The 15,521-nt window shown below is 70.9% G+C and carries 15 protein-coding genes and 1 tRNA gene; 7 read left to right on the plus strand and 9 right to left on the minus strand.

Going from position 1 to position 15,521, the window contains the following annotated elements; translation table 11 throughout:
- Positions 1-172: 172 nt before the first annotated feature.
- The gene (locus ACIA6A_RS32055) at positions 173-1,033 is read right to left on the minus strand and encodes a hypothetical protein (protein WP_396101701.1); all 861 of its coding nucleotides are present in this window, start codon (positions 1,031-1,033) and stop codon (positions 173-175) included.
- 189 nt (positions 1,034-1,222) lie between these two features.
- Between ACIA6A_RS32055 and ACIA6A_RS32060 the strand changes: the two genes are divergently transcribed.
- The 5 genes from ACIA6A_RS32060 to ACIA6A_RS32080 all read left to right on the plus strand — a co-directional run bounded on the left by ACIA6A_RS32060 (position 1,223) and on the right by ACIA6A_RS32080 (position 7,206).
- Positions 1,223-3,478, plus strand: coding sequence for an LPXTG cell wall anchor domain-containing protein (locus ACIA6A_RS32060; protein WP_396101702.1), 2,256 nt, complete (start codon positions 1,223-1,225; stop codon positions 3,476-3,478).
- A 251-nt stretch (positions 3,479-3,729) separates the two neighbouring features.
- Positions 3,730-4,806 carry an RNA ligase RtcB family protein gene (locus ACIA6A_RS32065; RefSeq protein ID WP_396101703.1) on the plus strand — a complete coding sequence of 359 codons (1,077 nt, stop codon included), beginning with the start codon at positions 3,730-3,732 and terminating at the stop codon, positions 4,804-4,806.
- The gene (locus ACIA6A_RS32070) at positions 4,803-5,402 is read left to right on the plus strand and encodes a peptide chain release factor-like protein (protein ID WP_396101704.1); all 600 of its coding nucleotides are present in this window, start codon (positions 4,803-4,805) and stop codon (positions 5,400-5,402) included. The genes ACIA6A_RS32065 and ACIA6A_RS32070 overlap by 4 nt, the downstream gene beginning before the upstream one ends.
- 9 nt (positions 5,403-5,411) lie before the next feature.
- On the plus strand, positions 5,412-6,185 hold the full coding sequence (locus ACIA6A_RS32075) for an MOSC domain-containing protein (RefSeq protein WP_396101705.1): 774 nt from the start codon (positions 5,412-5,414) through the stop codon (positions 6,183-6,185).
- Positions 6,186-6,228: 43 nt separating this feature from the next.
- Positions 6,229-7,206: an expansin EXLX1 family cellulose-binding protein gene (locus tag ACIA6A_RS32080; protein WP_396101706.1), complete on the plus strand. Its 978-nt coding sequence runs from the start codon at positions 6,229-6,231 to the stop codon at positions 7,204-7,206.
- 7 nt (positions 7,207-7,213) lie between these two features.
- Here the strand turns inward: ACIA6A_RS32080 and ACIA6A_RS32085 are convergent, their stop codons facing one another.
- The 8 genes from ACIA6A_RS32085 to ACIA6A_RS32120 all read right to left on the minus strand — a co-directional run bounded on the left by ACIA6A_RS32085 (position 7,214) and on the right by ACIA6A_RS32120 (position 12,279).
- Positions 7,214-7,738 (minus strand): GNAT family N-acetyltransferase, encoded by a 525-nt coding sequence (locus ACIA6A_RS32085; protein WP_396101707.1) that lies wholly within the window; start codon positions 7,736-7,738, stop codon positions 7,214-7,216.
- A 61-nt stretch (positions 7,739-7,799) separates the two neighbouring features.
- A tRNA-Leu gene (locus tag ACIA6A_RS32090) sits at positions 7,800-7,882 on the minus strand.
- 109 nt (positions 7,883-7,991) lie between these two features.
- Complete coding sequence (locus ACIA6A_RS32095) at positions 7,992-8,885, minus strand: HNH endonuclease signature motif containing protein (RefSeq protein WP_396101708.1); 894 nt, start codon at positions 8,883-8,885, stop codon at positions 7,992-7,994.
- Between the two features lie 181 nt (positions 8,886-9,066).
- On the minus strand, positions 9,067-9,537 hold the full coding sequence (gene bcp, locus ACIA6A_RS32100; protein WP_396101709.1) for a thioredoxin-dependent thiol peroxidase: 471 nt from the start codon (positions 9,535-9,537) through the stop codon (positions 9,067-9,069).
- The gene (locus ACIA6A_RS32105; protein WP_396101710.1) at positions 9,534-10,502 is read right to left on the minus strand and encodes a hypothetical protein; all 969 of its coding nucleotides are present in this window, start codon (positions 10,500-10,502) and stop codon (positions 9,534-9,536) included. The genes bcp and ACIA6A_RS32105 overlap by 4 nt, the downstream gene beginning before the upstream one ends.
- The gene (locus ACIA6A_RS32110; protein ID WP_396101711.1) at positions 10,499-11,224 is read right to left on the minus strand and encodes a DsbA family protein; all 726 of its coding nucleotides are present in this window, start codon (positions 11,222-11,224) and stop codon (positions 10,499-10,501) included. Before ACIA6A_RS32110 ends, ACIA6A_RS32105 begins: the two co-directional genes overlap by 4 nt.
- On the minus strand, positions 11,221-11,688 hold the full coding sequence (locus tag ACIA6A_RS32115; RefSeq protein WP_396101712.1) for a MauE/DoxX family redox-associated membrane protein: 468 nt from the start codon (positions 11,686-11,688) through the stop codon (positions 11,221-11,223). Before ACIA6A_RS32115 ends, ACIA6A_RS32110 begins: the two co-directional genes overlap by 4 nt.
- A gap of 69 nt (positions 11,689-11,757) precedes the next feature.
- Complete coding sequence (locus ACIA6A_RS32120) at positions 11,758-12,279, minus strand: sigma-70 family RNA polymerase sigma factor (protein WP_396101857.1); 522 nt, start codon at positions 12,277-12,279, stop codon at positions 11,758-11,760.
- A 75-nt stretch (positions 12,280-12,354) separates the two neighbouring features.
- On the opposite strand from ACIA6A_RS32120, the gene ACIA6A_RS32125 reads away from it, so the two are divergent.
- Positions 12,355-14,016 carry a copper resistance CopC/CopD family protein gene (locus ACIA6A_RS32125; RefSeq protein ID WP_396101713.1) on the plus strand — a complete coding sequence of 554 codons (1,662 nt, stop codon included), beginning with the start codon at positions 12,355-12,357 and terminating at the stop codon, positions 14,014-14,016.
- A gap of 460 nt (positions 14,017-14,476) precedes the next feature.
- The coding region (locus ACIA6A_RS32130) for a hypothetical protein (protein ID WP_396101714.1) at positions 14,477-15,521 on the plus strand (1,045 nt) is incomplete at its 3' end.

Raw genomic sequence — 15,521 nt, forward strand, 5'->3', positions numbered from 1 at the left:
CCCCGGGCATGCGCCGGGCTGGCGTTGGTGCCGCTCGATCGCTTTGGCGTACTTGTCGCATGCCAAGATGTCGTGAATCTAGTTTGGTCGGTTTCGGGTGGTGATGGCCCGCCGCTCGACGATGCCACCGAAATTGCGGCCCAGATCTTGGGCAGGCGTCCTTGGGACGGCCTCAGGTGAGGGTGTGCAGGCGGGCGATCAGGTAGCCGGGGGTGCCGTCGAGGACCGCGGACTCCAGGTCGAAGATCGGGACCGTGGCGTTTCCGCCGGGGTGGTCCTGGTCGATGAACGGCCGGCCGGCCCAGGGGTTGTGTTCCGCGTTGAGGCGGCGGTCCGGGGAGCCGGGTTCCGAGCGGTTGTACTGCCATCGTGCGTCCGGGCGGGTCCGGCACGCCACCTCGCCGTAGTACCAGACCGCCCCCTGCAGGAAGTCGTGGTGGCGGGGGTCGGTGAAGGCTTCCTCGGTGGCCAGGCGTTCGCGGAGCACGACCTCCAGGGTGTCCACTGTGCCGGCCGTGAAGTCCCAGCCGTCCACGCCTGTCGCCGCCGCCCAGTCCGGGAAGGATTTTTCGCGCTCGGCCAGCCAGTCGGTCAGCCAGGGCAGGGTGGCGGCGCGCGGGCCGTCGCCCATGCCCGGAGTCGGTTCCTTCGCCGGTGACCAGCCGGGGTGGGCCGACCGGTGCTCGGCGACCGCCGTGGTGAGGGTTGCCCAGGTCGCGGCGAGGCCGGCGGCCCGGACGACCAGGTCGCGCGGGGTGATCGGCGGCAGGCCGAGTGCCTCGTCCGGGTGGATCGTCGGCTGGTCGTCCGCCCAGGCCCAGTGGCCACCGCCGGCGCGGAGCAGGGTCTCGCCGACGTAGGCGGTGGCTGATTCCACCAGGCTCGGGGTCGGCGGGCGGTCGAGCAGCAGCCGCTCGAGGCGGGTCAGCGACGTCTCGCTGAAGTCGAGCGGGAAGCCCTGGGGCACCTCGAAGGCCTCCAGCCGGGCGAGCACCGGCTGGATCCCCTCACGCCATTCGTCGAGCGGGTCCATGGCGGCACCCTACCCGGACGGAACGGGACGGTGCCGACCTGTCTTTGGCACACAAACGTTTCCACCTGCGAGTATGCGCATTGGACCGGCTTTCGGATCCGGAATCTACCCCCCATGACATCGAAAACCTTCGCTAGAGTCCGCTCCGCGATTCAAGCGGCACGGACAGTAGCCAGGGGGGCGTACGTCTTGGGATCTCATCGATTCGCGCGGGGCGCGGTCGTCATCGGCGTGCTCGCGGCCATGACCGGATTCGGTCCGGTCGCGGCATACGCGGCACCGATCGGCACCAAGTGCAAGGACCTGCCGGGGTATTCGATCACCAAGCCGCCACCGGCGCGGACGAGTCTGCCCGGGCTCGGCACCGGGCGGGCCACCGACGGGGCCAACGGGCGGCCCTACCAGTACAACAACCCGGGTGAGAACGTCCGTGGCCGCGCCGAGCCGACCGCCCGGGAGCTCTCCCAGTACGGCACCAGCACGACGGGCAAGGACTCCGGCACGGTGCCGCACCTGTACTCGTCCTGGAACAGGTACCAGGCGAACAAGGCCGCCGAGCTGAAGAAATGGGAGGAGAACCCGGTCGGCAAGAAGCCGAGCGCGCCGCTCCCGTGGGACAAGTGGCTGTCGCGTTACGTCCCCAACCAGGGCAACGACTCGCGCGGCAAGGCGTACGAGAAGCTTCTGGTCGAGGAGATCGGCCTGGGCGGCGACGACTGGATCTGTCAGGGCGACCTGACCACGAACGGTGAGACCCGGCGCTACGACGCGATCAACGGCAAGGAGAAGATCGCGTACGAGTTCAAGTCCGGCCGCACGATCGACGCCGCGCAGTTGGCGAAGGACGCGCAGATCGCCCGGAGCCAGGGCTACAAGGTCGTCTACGTGTTCGGGGACAAGCCGACCGCGGCGACCTTGCGCCGGCTGAACGCCGCTGGTGTCGACTACCACCTGATGAAGGGCACCCCGACCGTGGACACCACGGCGCGCCCGAACACCGGACCGGGCTCCAAGGTGATGAACCCGAAGCCCGCCGTCCCGGCCCGGGGCGCGGCCAACGACATGTTCAGCGGCGCCGGCAAGACCCTGGACCAGGCCCGTGAGGCGGCCCGGGTGGACGACGACCTGGCCCGGCAGTCCGGGAAGCCGGACCAGCGGATGCGCCGCCCCGGTGGCATCGACTTCAGCACGATGGAGCTGCGCTACGTCGCGGAGACCGACGGCGGTCAGGGCCTGGGCTACGGCTTCGAGGCCGACGACGTCGTGGACGAGGACGTGGAGCCCGGCTTCGGTGGCCTCGAACAGGCCCAGCTCGCGTCGGACTCGCTGTTCACGTGGCTCGCGCTGCAACCGTCGGCGTTCTGGGTGAACCTCAACCCGGACACCCCGGACCAGATCATGGACGACCGGTTCGCGAAGACGGACGCCGGCCGGGTGCTGCTCGACGCGGACCTGACGCTGAAGCGCTCGCACGCCAAGCTGCTCGACCCGGCGACCCCGCTGGGCGACGAGCTGTGGGACGCGCTGCACTTCGACACCCCGGAGCTCGTGCCGTGCCTGCCGCTGCGGATCTGGATCAGCGCGAAACCGGCGTCGGTGCGCGACGAGGGGGAGCAGCTGTACATCCTCGACGCCCCGCTCAAGGTCAACGCCGCGTACATGGTGGTGCAGAACCAGCCGGAGGAATACCGCTGCCGGCAGAGCGAGGCGCAGGCCAAGGAGAACGTCGAGACCTACCAGCGGATCATCCTGCCCGAGCTGGAGAAGGTCGTGAACACCGATCCGGCGTACGCGGACCTGCGCCGCGTCTATCTCAGCCGGGTGGCCGCCGAATGGCTCCGGCAGCGCGCGGAGCAGAAGACCACCGCGTTCACGCCGATCATCAACAGCAACGACCTGAGCCGCTGGCCGGCCCGCGTCGAATGGAACAAGCTCGACACGTACAACGCGTACCTGAAGTCGTTCAACGAGGGTGAGTTCGAGTACACCCGTACGGTCGAGGACGGCACCGGCCAGACCATCTCGGTCCCGCTCGTCCTCGGCGGTGTCGACTTCGCGCAGGCGCCCAAGGCGCCGGTGAGCGCGGCGACGTTCAAGAAGGACCATCCGAAGCTGCCGGTGACGGTGACGAACTCGGTCCAGACGCCGGTCAACTACGAGACCACGCTCAACCCGGACCTCACCTGGATGGGTGGCGACGCGATGGTGCACAAGGCCGCCGCACCGCCCCCGGCGAACAAGCCCCCGGCCGAGAAGCCGCCGGCGAACAAGCCCCCGGCGGACAAGCCCGAACCCCCGACCGGTGGCACCGGCGGCGGCGAGGAGAGCCTGCCGATCACCGGGGCATCCGTCACGGGTGCGCTCGGCGTGGGCCTCGCGTTGCTGGCGGGCGGCATCACGCTGCTGCTCTGGCAACGCAAGCGCCGCCGGATCTTCCGCGCCTGATAAGACGGCCCGGCTCCCCCCGTGGGAACCGGGCCGTCGTACGTACGGGGCGCGGTCATCGCCGTGCTCACCCGTCCGGCGAGGGCCAGCTTCCGCCGCATTGTCATACCGGTCATCCCCGCACCCCGCTCCTGCCGGTGCCGGTAAATCGGTTTGCGGCCGGAGTGCGGTGTCCTATGGTTCCGGGCATGACTTCCTGACGCGCACTTCTCCGAATTCACCAATTTCTTTCGGACCGTCAAGGAACAGTCATGCCAATTTCCGTCAAGGTGTTCGCCTCCGCCTCCAGCTGGATCGAGTCCAGCGCCCTCGACCAGTGCCACCAGGTCGCCGCCCTGGACGGCATGGTGCACGTCGCCGGTATGCCCGACCTGCATCCCGGTAAAGGCGCGCCGATCGGCGCCGCCATGCTGTCGACCGTTCTCTATCCATTCCTGGCGGGCTCCGACATCGGTTGCGGCATCGCGGTCTATCCGATCGGCCTGCGCAAAGCCGTGCCGGAACGCCTGGCCCGCCGATTCCCCGACCTCGACGCCGAACCGGACCCCGGCGACCCGGCCTGGGACGCCATCGACCGGGCCGAACTGGGCGATCATCTCGACGGTTTCGGTACGGTCGGCCGCGGCAACCATTTCGTGGAACTCGCCCGGATCGAGAAGCCGGCCCCCGGTCACGGCCTCAGCGACGGCGACCTGGTCCTCATCGTCCACAGCGGCTCGCGGGGCCTGGGTGAGCGGATCCTGCGGGCGCACACCGAGCGGCACGGCGCCGGCCCGGCCGCCGACCCGGAGGCCTACCTCGCCGCCCACGACGCGGCCGTGCGCTGGGGGTCGCTCAACCGGCGGATGATCGCCGAGCGGGTGGCCGACGCGCTCGGCACCCGGATCGGTGAACCGATCGTCGACGAGAGCCACAACCTGGTCGAGCGGGTCGACGGCCACTACCTGCACCGCAAGGGCGCGGCCCGGGGCGACGGCCGCGATGTGCTGATCGCCGGCACCCGCGGCACCCGGTCCTACCTGGTCGCCGCCCATGCCGGCGCGGAGGCCAACTTCTCGGTCGCCCACGGTGCCGGCCGCAAGATGTCCCGCTCCGACGCCCTCAAACGCGGACAGGCCAAACACACGGTGGACGAACTCCGCCGTACGCCGCTGGGGTCGCTGGTCGTGTGCGGTGACCGGCAACTGCTGTTCGAGGAGGCACCGACCGCGTACAAGCGGATCGAGCAGGTGATCGGTGACCTGACCGACCACGGCCTGGCCACCACCATCTGCGCCACGGTGCCGCTGGTCACGTACAAGACGCCGGATCGAGGGCGACGGCCGTGAGCGAAACGCTGCTGTTGATCTCCGCGGGCCGCGGCCCGGCCGAATGCGCGTGGGCCGTCGCCGAGCTGACCCGGCGGCTGGAAGCCGAGGCCGGCACCGTCCGCCGGGTCGAGAGCGTGCCCGGTCCCCGGCCCGGCACGATGCTGTCGGTGCTGCTGGCGGTCACCGCCCCCGACGACGTCATCCGCTCCTGGACCGGGACGCTGTGCTGGCAGGCGCCCAGTCCGTACCGGCCCAGCCACGGCCGCAAGAACTGGTTTGTCACCGCCGAGGTGCAGAGCCCGGCGGCCGCCCCCGGCGTCTTCGACGAGCGCGACGTCGACGTGGTGGCGTGCCGCACCGGCGGACCCGGCGGGCAGCACCGCAACAAGGCCAGCACCGCGGTCCGCGCCACCCATCGCCCGACCGGTGCCGTGGTCGTCGCCGACGAGGAGCGCTACTTCACCGCCAACCGCCGGCTCGCCCTGCAACGCCTGCGCCGGCAGATCGAGGACGGCAACGAAACCGCCCGGCGCGCGGCGGTGACCGCCCGGCACGGCACGCACGATCGGCTGATCCGGGGCGGCCCCACCCGGATCGAGCGGCCGCGCCCGTAACCTCTGGGGATGCGGATCACGTCGCTGCACACGTACCCGGTCAAGGGTTGTCACCGCCTCGACCTCGACGAAGCCGTGACCGAACCCTGGGGTCTCGCCGGGGACCGGCGGTGGATGGTGATCGACCCGGACGCGGTCGGCATCACCCAGCGCCAGGCCCCCCGGCTGACCCGGCTGCACGCCGTGCCGCGACCCGGGGGAATCGTGCTCAACGGCATCGACGTGGCCGAACCCGTCGACGGGCCGAAGATCACCCTGCGCGTCTTCAGCTCCAAGCCGCCGGTGACCGCCCGGCTGGCCGACGCGCCCTTCCTCAGCGACCTCCTGGACAGGCCGGTGCGGCTCGCCTGGCTGTCGGACCCGACCGCCCGGCCCATCCAGCGCCACGCCCTGCCGAGCGACCGGGTCAGCTTCGCCGACGGCTACCCGGTGCTGCTGACCAACGAGGCCTCTTTGGACGCACTCGGGGTGCAGGTGCCGATGACCCGTTTCCGGCCCAACATCGTCATCGGCGGCGCGGAAGCCTGGGCGGAGGACACATGGGTCGGCGGCCGGCTGCGGATCGGCGGGGCGAGCTTCCGCGTCGCCGAGGGATGCGGAAGATGTGTCGTGACGACCATCGACCAGGAGACCGCGGCCGCCGGACGCGAACCCCTGCGGACCCTGGGCAGACTGCGCCGCGTCGAAGGACGTCTGCTGTTCGGTGTCAGTTTGATCCCCGATCAGTTGCCCGGTGAGACGCATGTCATCCGAGTGGGGGAGCCTGTCTTAAGCCCGTCTTAGTTAGGTTGCCGCGGGCCTCGTCAGCCCCGGAAGATGCCTCCACGTGAGTGCACATCGCCCCCCTCGTTCCCGCTGGCTCGCACCGCGCTGGCTCGCCACCGGCAGCGCCGTCGTCCTGGCCGGCGCGCTCGGCACCGCACTGCTGCTGCAGAACGGCGGCGGCGCGTGCGCGGCGCCGCCCACCAGCGCGAAGCACTCCGGCAAAGCCACCTTCTACGACCTCGGCGGCGGACAGGGCAACTGCTCCTCCCCGACGCCCGCCGATGATCTCTTCGTCGCCCTGGGCCCCGACGAGTACTCCGGCGCCGCCTCCTGCGGCAGCTACCTCGACGTGACCGGCCCCAAGGGCAAGGTCCGCGTCAAGGTCATCGACAAGTGCCCCGAATGCGCGCCCGGCCACCTCGACCTGAGCCGCACCGCCTACAAGAAGATCGGCGCCGAGATCGACGGCATCATCCCGATCACCTACAAGGCGGTCCCGAACGCGGCCACCCCCGGCCCGCTCAGCATCACGTTCAAGGACGGCACGTCGGCGTTCTGGTTCGCGGTCATGGTCGACAACCACGCCAACCCGATCAAGAGTTTGCAGGCCAAGGGCCCGAGCGGCAGCTTCGTGAGCGCCACCCAGGCGGACTTCAACTTCTGGATCATCGACGCGGGCGCCGGCAGCGGGCCCTTCCAGATCAAGATGACCGACATCTACGGCAACACGGCCACCGCGAAGAACATCAAGCTGCTGCCGCAGCAGGCCCAGCAGACGTCCGTACGGTTCGCCGGCGGTTCCGTGGCCGTCGCCAAGTCGACCCCGAAGGCCTCGCCGTCATCGCCGTCGCCATCGAAGAAATCGGCATCCCCGTCGCCGTCCTCGTCCTCCTCGTCGAAGTCGGCGTCGCCTTCGGCCAGCACTTCCGCCTCGGCATCCGCATCCCCCGCTGCTACCGCCGCGGTCACCTCGGTGGCCGGCGAGGAGGAGACCGCCGACCTCGCGCTCGCGGCGGGAACCCCCGCCACCACCTGCTGAGATCCGTCTAGGACTCCGGCAGATCCAGCCACATGAAAAGCTCGTCACGGTCATCCCCCGGGGCCACCCGCAGCGCCCCGGGGATCCGGCCGACCTCGCGGTAACCCGCCTTGCGGTAGAACGTGTCCAGCCCGTGCCCGTCTCGTACGGTGACCTGCAGCCCCTCCAGCCCGAGCACCCGCCCGACCGAGGCGGCCTCCCGCAACAGGGCGGCGCCGTAGCCCCGGCCCTGGCTCCCGGGCAGCACCATCACCCGCTTGAGCACCCGCCAGTGCGCCTTGAGCCCGAACCGGTTGTCCACGACAAAGAGGAGAGCCACCAACTGCCCGTCATCCACCCCGACGAGCAGGCGATCGACACCGCTCTCCACCCCGGCGAACGCGGCCTCAGCGGTGGGCCGCACCTCCGCGGCGGTGACCGGGGCGACGAACCCCACCGCCCCGCCGGCATTGGTGACATCGGTCCAGAGCTGGACAATCCGCTCCCGCAACGAGGGAGTCAACGGCGGATCGAGCACGAACGAGAGCGCCATGCCCCCATCGTGCCCGGCCAACCCCGGGTGGCGTCGCCCCACGTGCGCGACGCCACATCGGTGCGGAAGGCGGGACTCGAACCCGCACGCCCTTTCGGACATTAGGACCTAAACCTAACGCGGCTGCCTTTACGCCACTTCCGCCCGATTTGCCCCGAGGGTAAATCGCTGGCCCAATTCTAGACCGTCACGGCGATCATGCTCGTCCCCACCATCACGATTCAGCGACGCCCGACTCGGCCGGCGCGTGCGGTCATCGGGATGCCGCCAGGCGGGCGCTCCGGCTGGCGAGGCCCGCTTTCGCCAGGATGTACCCGACCATCGTGGCCGTGACGTCGATGGGGGAGTCCGGGTGGTTGGTGAACGCGGCTGCGATCCGTTTGGCGCCCAGTTCGGGATGAGCGAGTGCGAAAGCCACGATGGCGGTTCGTCCCGTCTCCGGGATCGGTGCTCGGCGTGCGGGGGTCTCCAAGGTGCCGTGTGCTCGCAGGCGCTCGAGCATTTTGTAGACCCGAGGGGTCTTGCAGCCGAGAATCTTGGCCGCCGCACTGGCTCCCAGCTCGCCGTTCGCGACCTGATTCACCACCTTCTCCTGCTCGGTGATGGCCAGCGGCTCGGTGACGAGCGATGCGATCGGGTCGCCGTTCTCATCGACCTGCACCAACGGCGCCAGGGGATCGACGCGGTGGCGGCCGGCGAAGGTCGCGGTCTGGCTGTGGCAGTTCGGACAGAGGAAACGGAGATTCTCGGCCCGGCAGTCCCAGAAGCGCCCGTCGATGTGGTCGACCTGAAGGGTCAAGGGTTGCCCGTGCCAGGTATCACCGATGCCGCACGACGAGCACAGGTATGGCCGTCCTGACTCGGTCAATGCTCGGCGCAGGATGCGGGGAACCTCGCGCTTCGCGTCGAGGGGCCGGAGGATCATCACCTCCTCGGGCCGCCGGCGGTTGCGGGGCGGCACGTTGCGTGCGTGTCCTTGCCCGAGGAAGTGCGTGGTGTCGATGCCTAGGTGGTCGATTCTGCGCCGCAGATGCGCATGCGCTCCACCGGTCTGGCGCAGGCCGAGGTGGCGCAGGACGCCGGCCATGGAGGTGGAGGCGGCGGCTGCGTCGGCGAGGATCTGGCGGGTGTATCGAACGTTGGCCATGAATCCAACGTATGGGCACGGCACGGCGGCCGCCTTGCGGATCCAGGCCGCATGACGGCCGCCGTGGGTCGGCGGTCCCTTGGGGGTTCTGTCTCCCGGGGAGCTGTGGTTACCGGTCCTATCGGCTGCCGTGTCCGGGATCCGCGGGGAATGCCGTGGGAATCGGCCGAGGCCCCAGATGTCAGTCGAGGCCCAGGTCGCGGCGGAGCTTGGCGACGTGACCGGTGGCCTTGACGTTGTACATGGCCTTCTCGAGGATGCCGTTCTCGTCGATCACGAACGTGGAGCGGATGACGCCGACCACCGTCTTGCCGTACAGCTGCTTCTCGCCGAACGCCGCGTAGGCCGTGAGGACGCTCTTGTCCTCGTCGCTGACCAGCGGGAACGTGATGGCGTCGGTTTCGCGGAACTTTGCCAGCTTGGCCGGCTTGTCCGGGGAGATGCCGACGACCTCGTAACCCGCGGCCTGCAGGGAGCCGAGGTTGTCGCGGAAGTCGCAGGCCTGGGTGGTGCAGCCGGGGGTCATCGCCGCCGGGTAGACGTACAGGATCACCTTGCGGCCTCGGAGGTCCTTGAGGCTCAGGGTGTCGCCGTTGTCGGTGGGCAGGGAGAACTCGGGGGCGGGATCCCCCGGCGAGAGACGATCGGTCATGCGTCCGACGATATCCGCCCGGGTGGGGCCGAGCGCAGGCGCAGCGCACCGGCGGTGGCCAGGCCCGCTCCCGCTCCGAGGGCGACGACGACCGCGGCGCGGGACAGCCAGCCCGGGCCGGGGAAGTTGACCACGGCCTGGGTGAGGACGCCGGCGTCGCCGAGGCCGGCGAACAGGGCCAGGGCCGCCCCGCCGAGCAGCACCAGGAACGGGGAGCGGACGACGCCGGCGGCGATCGCGAGTGCCGCCGCCGCGATGGCCGGGACCTGTCCGTCGACTCCGGAGATCGCGCGCGTCAGGGCGTACGCGAAGCCGATCGTGCCGGCGATCAGCGCGATCGGCCTCGCCCAGCGTCGCAGCGCGACGGTCGCGGCGGCGAGGGCGACCGCGCCCGCCCACCAGAGCCCGGCGGCCGGTGGGGGTTCCCAGGTCAGGGTGCCGGTGACGGCGAACGTGCGGGTGCCCTGACGCAGCGGCACGGTCCAGTCGCGGAGCTGGTGCGCGTGGTCCGGGTCGGCCTGCGCCTGCGGCGGCAGGCCGGGGGTCTGCCAGTGGGTGCGCTGGTCGTGCCAGCGCACGGCCGGATCGCCGGAGAGCTTGCGCCACTGCGGGGGCGCGGTCGGATCGGCATTCGACGGTACGGGTGAATCGCCGTCCAGCGTCTGGTTCGTGTACGTGGCCGGCGAGTTGGTGTTCTCGTAGGTGCCGTCCGGGCGTACCTCGAGGTAGGGCTCGTTCTGGTAGCCGAGCACCTCGACGGTCCTGCCGGTGTCGTTGACGAGTTCGAGGCGGGCGCCGGCCTCGACCGCGCGGACGGTCAGCCCGGGGGTGTCCTCGCTCAGGCCGGTGACCGACGTGCGGTAGGCGGTGGCGTCGGGGGCGTCGCCGCCGTGGGCGGACGCGGGACCGGCCGGCACGAGCAACGCGCCGGCCAGCACCGCCAGGAACAGGGTGGTACGCCTCACGCTCCGGCCGCCTCCACCGCGGCGCTGAGGGCGGCCGCGGTCGGGCTGGCCAGTTTGGTGCCGGCGACCAGGACGGTCGGGGTGCCGGTGACGCCGCGTGCGGAGGCGGTGTCGGTGACCTTGGTGGCCCACCCGTCGTACGTGCGGTTGGTGACCGCGTCGGCGAACGCCTGGCCGGTCAGGCCGACGCCCTTGCCGAGCTCGACGAGCTTGGCGTCGTCCAGGCCGGCGCTGCCTTCAGCGGGCTGGTTGGCGAACAGCGCCTCGTGGTATTCGTAGAACTTGCCGCCCTCGGCCGCCGCTGCCGCCGCGCCCGCCGAGCGGGTGGAGTACTTGGTCGACGACGCGCCGTCCAGGATCGAGATCGGGTGGTAACGGACGGTCACCTTCCCGGCGTCGACCAGCTGGGTGATCGTCGGCCCGGCGGCCTGCTCGAACCGGTTGCAGATCGGGCACATGAAATCCTCGTAGATGTCGATCGTCACCGGCCCGCCGCCGCGGCCGAACGCGGTGCCGTCGTCGATCGTGCCGGGCGGTGACGCGGCGTTCGCGGTGTCCTTGTCCTGGTTCGCCACCGCCGCCCAGCCGATCACCCCGGCGATGATCAGCACCGCGACAACGCCCACGGACGTCCACAACGTGACCGTACGGCGGCGTTCGCGGGCCTTCTGTTCCGCGACGATCCGCTTCGCCTGCGCCGATCGGTCCTTGCCCTTGCTCACAGTCCGTCCCCCATCAGCTTGCCGTCCACCGAGTAACGGGTTCGCGGCCACCACAGCAGGAACCCGGCGAGCAGGAGGAATCCGACGTCACGCGCGATGTCCCAGCCGTACGCGGGGGAGGCCCCGGCGCCCAGCTCACCGCCCGTACTGAAGCAGCCGCAGTCGATCTGCAGCCCGCGCGTCCACGCCGAGACGATCCCGGCGATGAACACGATCAGCAGGGCGGCGGAGATGCCGGCGCTGAGCCGCACCGCCAGCCCGGCGAGCAGCAGCAAACCGAGCGCGATCTCCAGGAACGGCTGAGCGGCCCCGATCACCCTGGCCACGTCGTACGGGAAGATCTGGTACGCGTTCACGGCCCGCCCGGAGGCGGCCAGGTCACCGACCTTGAGGCCGCCGGCGATCAGCCAGACGGCGGCGAGGCCGAGCCGGGCGGCGGTCGCCAGCCACGTCTTCCACTCCATACTCACGCCCCCTTAGTCGGCATCGGCCGCCGTGCGGTTCCGTCGGAACAGCTGGGGGTTCGCTGTATTTCAGCTTGCCCGTGCCTGAGAGACAGCGGTCACCAGCTCCTCGCGGGCCCGCGCCACCCGGGAGCGGATCGTGCCCACCGGCACATCCTCCACCTCGGCGGCCTCCGCGTAGGAGAGTCCAAGGACCTGTGTCAGCACGAAAGCGGTCCGGCGTTCCCCGGACAGCCGGCCGAGCAGATCGGCTGTCCCGAGCCGGTGCGCCGGGTCCGGGTGGTGCGGCCGGTCGGTCCAGACCTGCGCGGCGAGCCGCGCGTCGAGCCTCCTGCGGCGCACCACGGCCCGGAGGTGGTCGGCGCAGGTGCGCCGGGCGATACCCAGGAGCCAGGTACGGACGCCCGCGCGCGCCTCGAAACCGGGCAGCGCCCTGAACGCCCGCAGGTACGTCTCCTGGGTCAGATCGTCGGCGGCACCGGGATCGATCAGGGCGGCGGTGAACCGCCACACCTCGGCCTGGGTGCCCCGCACGAGGGCGGCCTGAGCTGCGGCGTCTCCCGCTCGCGCCCGCAGCGCGAGCACGGTCATGGGGTCGCTCGCTGTCACACCGCGAGATAGTACGCGGGGCACCTGTTTTTTGCGTCAGCGAGCCCATCGGGGAGCATGGCCATCATGACCGTTGATCGACGCCGGGCCGCGGCAGCCCTCGCGGGGCTAGTCTTCGGGCTCGTCTGCGTGCTGCTGGGCCCCGCCGGACCGGCCAGTGCGCACGCCGCGCTGGTGGCCAGCGACCCCGGGAACGGGACGATCGTCCCGGACGCGCCCAACAAGATCACGCTCACCTTCAGCGAGTCGGTGCAGCTCATCTCCGGCAAGATCCAGGTGCTCGCGCCGGACAGCAGCCGGGCCGACCAGGGCGAGCCCCAGGCCAGCGGCAACTCGGTGACCATCCCGCTGCGCAGCGGCGGCGGGCGCGGCACCTACCTGGTGAGCTTCCGCGTCGTGTCCGCCGACAGTCACCCGGTGGCCGGCACGATCACCTACTCGGTCGGCGCGGCCTCCACCCCGCCGACCGAGACCGAGGGCGCCGAGTCGGTCGACCCGGTGGTCCGCGCCCTCATCCCGGTCGGCAAATACCTCGGGTACGCGGGACTCGTGCTCCTCGTCGGGCCGGTGCTCGTGCTCGCCCTGCTCTGGCCGCACCGCCTGTCGAGGGTCGGACCGGCCCGGCTGGTCTGGACCGGGCTCGGCCTCGTGCTCGGCAGCACGATCCTGGCGATCTGGCTGCAGGCGCCGTACACGACCGGCACCGGGTTGTTCGGCGTCTCCGGCGGCGACCTGCAGGATGTGCTGGGCAGCACGTTCGGCGCGGTCATGCTGGTCCGCCTCGGCGTGGTCGTGGCCTCGGCGTTCCTGCTGCGCCCGCTGCTGCGCGGAGCCGGCGGCGAGTCCAAGGCCGACCTGGCCCTGCTCGGCGTCCTCGGCGTCGCGGCGCTCGCCACCTGGCCCCTGACCGGCCACCCGACCGCGTCCCCGGTCGCCGGCGTCTCGGTCGTGGTCGACGCCATCCACCTCGCGTCCATGGCAGTCTGGCTCGGCGGCCTGGTCATGCTGGCCGGCTTCCTGCTGCGCCAGGCCAACGAACGCGAACTCGGCGCCATCCTGCCGATCTGGTCCCGCTGGGCGGCGACCGCCGTGGCCGCGCTGATCGTGGCCGGCTCGGTGCAGGCACTCATCGAGGTAGCGTCGTTCAAGGGCCTGTACAGCAGCACGTACGGCCGGCTCATCCTCGTGAAGATCGCCCTGGCCGCCGTGGTGATCGGCATGGCAGCCTTCTCCCGCAAACTGGTCCGCGACCGCACCGCCGAGAACGGCCCGCGAACCCTGCGCCGCGTCGTGCTGGCCGAGCTGGCGGTCACCGCGATCGTGCTGGGCGTGACCGCGGCACTGGTCCAGATCCCCCCACCCCGCACCGCCGAGGCCGCGGGCCCGGGAGCGGAGACCACCACGATCTCCCAGACGGTCGCCGACGACTCGGTGTCCCTGCAGGTCGACATCTTCCCGGCCACGGTCGGGAACAACTCGATGCACCTTTACGCGTACACGCTCGACAACAAACCGCTCCCGGTCGTCGAATGGACGGCCACGGCGGCGCTCCCGGCCAAGGGAATCGAGCCCATCGAGGTGCCCCTGTTGCGCATCACGGACTTCCACGCGGTCGGCGACATCGCGCTGCCGGCTGCGGGAGACTGGACCTTCAAGTTCACCGTACGAACAAGCGACATCGACCAGTCCACGCTGACCATGACAGCCAAGATCTCCTGACGTCGCACCATCAGGGCCGGCCTCCGGGCCGGCCCTTTTCGCTCCCCACCCGAGCCATTCCCCTCCCGCCCCCTGAGCCCGGCCCCCTCCGCAGCTCCGGCTGTGCCCGCGTCTTTCCGTGCAGGCCTTCTTCCGGTCCGATCCGGCCGTGGATCTTGCGGATTCGCGGCCCTTCCGCCCGATTCCGCTCTTGGTCTTTCCCGTTTTTCCCGGGCCTGTTTTCCGCTGTTGCCGGTCCTCGCCGTTGCATGCCGGGCCCTTTCGGATTGCCTGTCCCGGTCCGCGCTGTTCGCGGTGTGTCGGCTGGTGACGGCTGTTCCGGAGCGGCCTGGGCCACTCCCGCCGTTTCGTGCCGCCCCGCCCGCATACCCCTGATAGCGGTCGAAGTCGCGGTTTATCCATTTTGGTGTTATTTCGGTCTGTATGGTCGGCCCAGTACCACCGAGAAGGGGGAGATCAGATGCGGGTGTTCCGCACGATCCTCGGCATGCTGCTGCTCACCGCCGGCCTGCCCGCACTGCTGGCAGGGGGTGCCTTCTGGGCCGCCTTGCAGCACCGTGACGAGGGCGGAGCCTTCAGCGGATCGACGCAACGGGTCGCCACCTCCGGCTACGCGGTGGTGATCGACGACGTTGACGCTCTGTTGAGCGACGACGCGCCGTTCACGCGCTACGGCGACACGAAACTACGCATCGCGGCCACGTCCTCGGACGCACCGGCCTTCATCGGCCTGGCACTCCGCGACCAGGTCACCGCATACCTGGCGGACATCCCGCGCATCGCGGTCTCCTCGATCGACCTCGGCACCGGCGCCCTGCCGGTGACCAGCGCGCTGATCCCCGGCACCCGGGCCCCCGAGCAGCTGCCGACCCGGCAGACGTTCTGGATCGCCTCCGGGACCGGAGCGGTCGGCTGGAACCCGGCAAACTTGCGTGACACCGCCTACAGCCTGGTCATCATGAACCGTACGGCCCAGCCCGGCGTCCGCCTCGAGACGACGGTCGCGCTCAGCCCCGGCTGGCTCAACCAGTCCACCTGGGCCCTGCTGATCCTCGGCACGCTCCTGGTCATGGCCGGCATGATCACCATCGGCTGGCCGGCCCGCCGCCGCGAGGTCGTCTACATCGTCGACCCCAGCCAGGTCCCCGACCTGATGCAGGCCATCGGGGCCCCGCTCCCGCTGAGCCGCACCGGCGGAGGCCGGCACTCGGCCAGCCACCGCCCCCGGACGCTGGCGGACTCCCAGCCCCGCAACCGCCCCCCGGCCCTGACCTGGCCGCCGTCCTCCACCTCCGGCACCCGCCCGGCGGACCGAGGATCCGCGATCCCGATGCCCGCCACCCCGGTCGCCGAACCCACCCCGACCCCGGTCACCGTCGGCTCCTCCGTAATGGCACCGGCCCAGCCCGCACCGGCCCAGCCCGCACCGGCCCAGCCCGCACCGGCCCAGCCCGCACCGGCCCAGCCCGCACCGGCCCAGCCCGCACCGGCCCAGCCCGCACCCG

This window comes from Actinoplanes sp. NPDC051494, assembly GCF_044454705.1.
GTDB lineage: Bacteria > Actinomycetota > Actinomycetes > Mycobacteriales > Micromonosporaceae > Actinoplanes.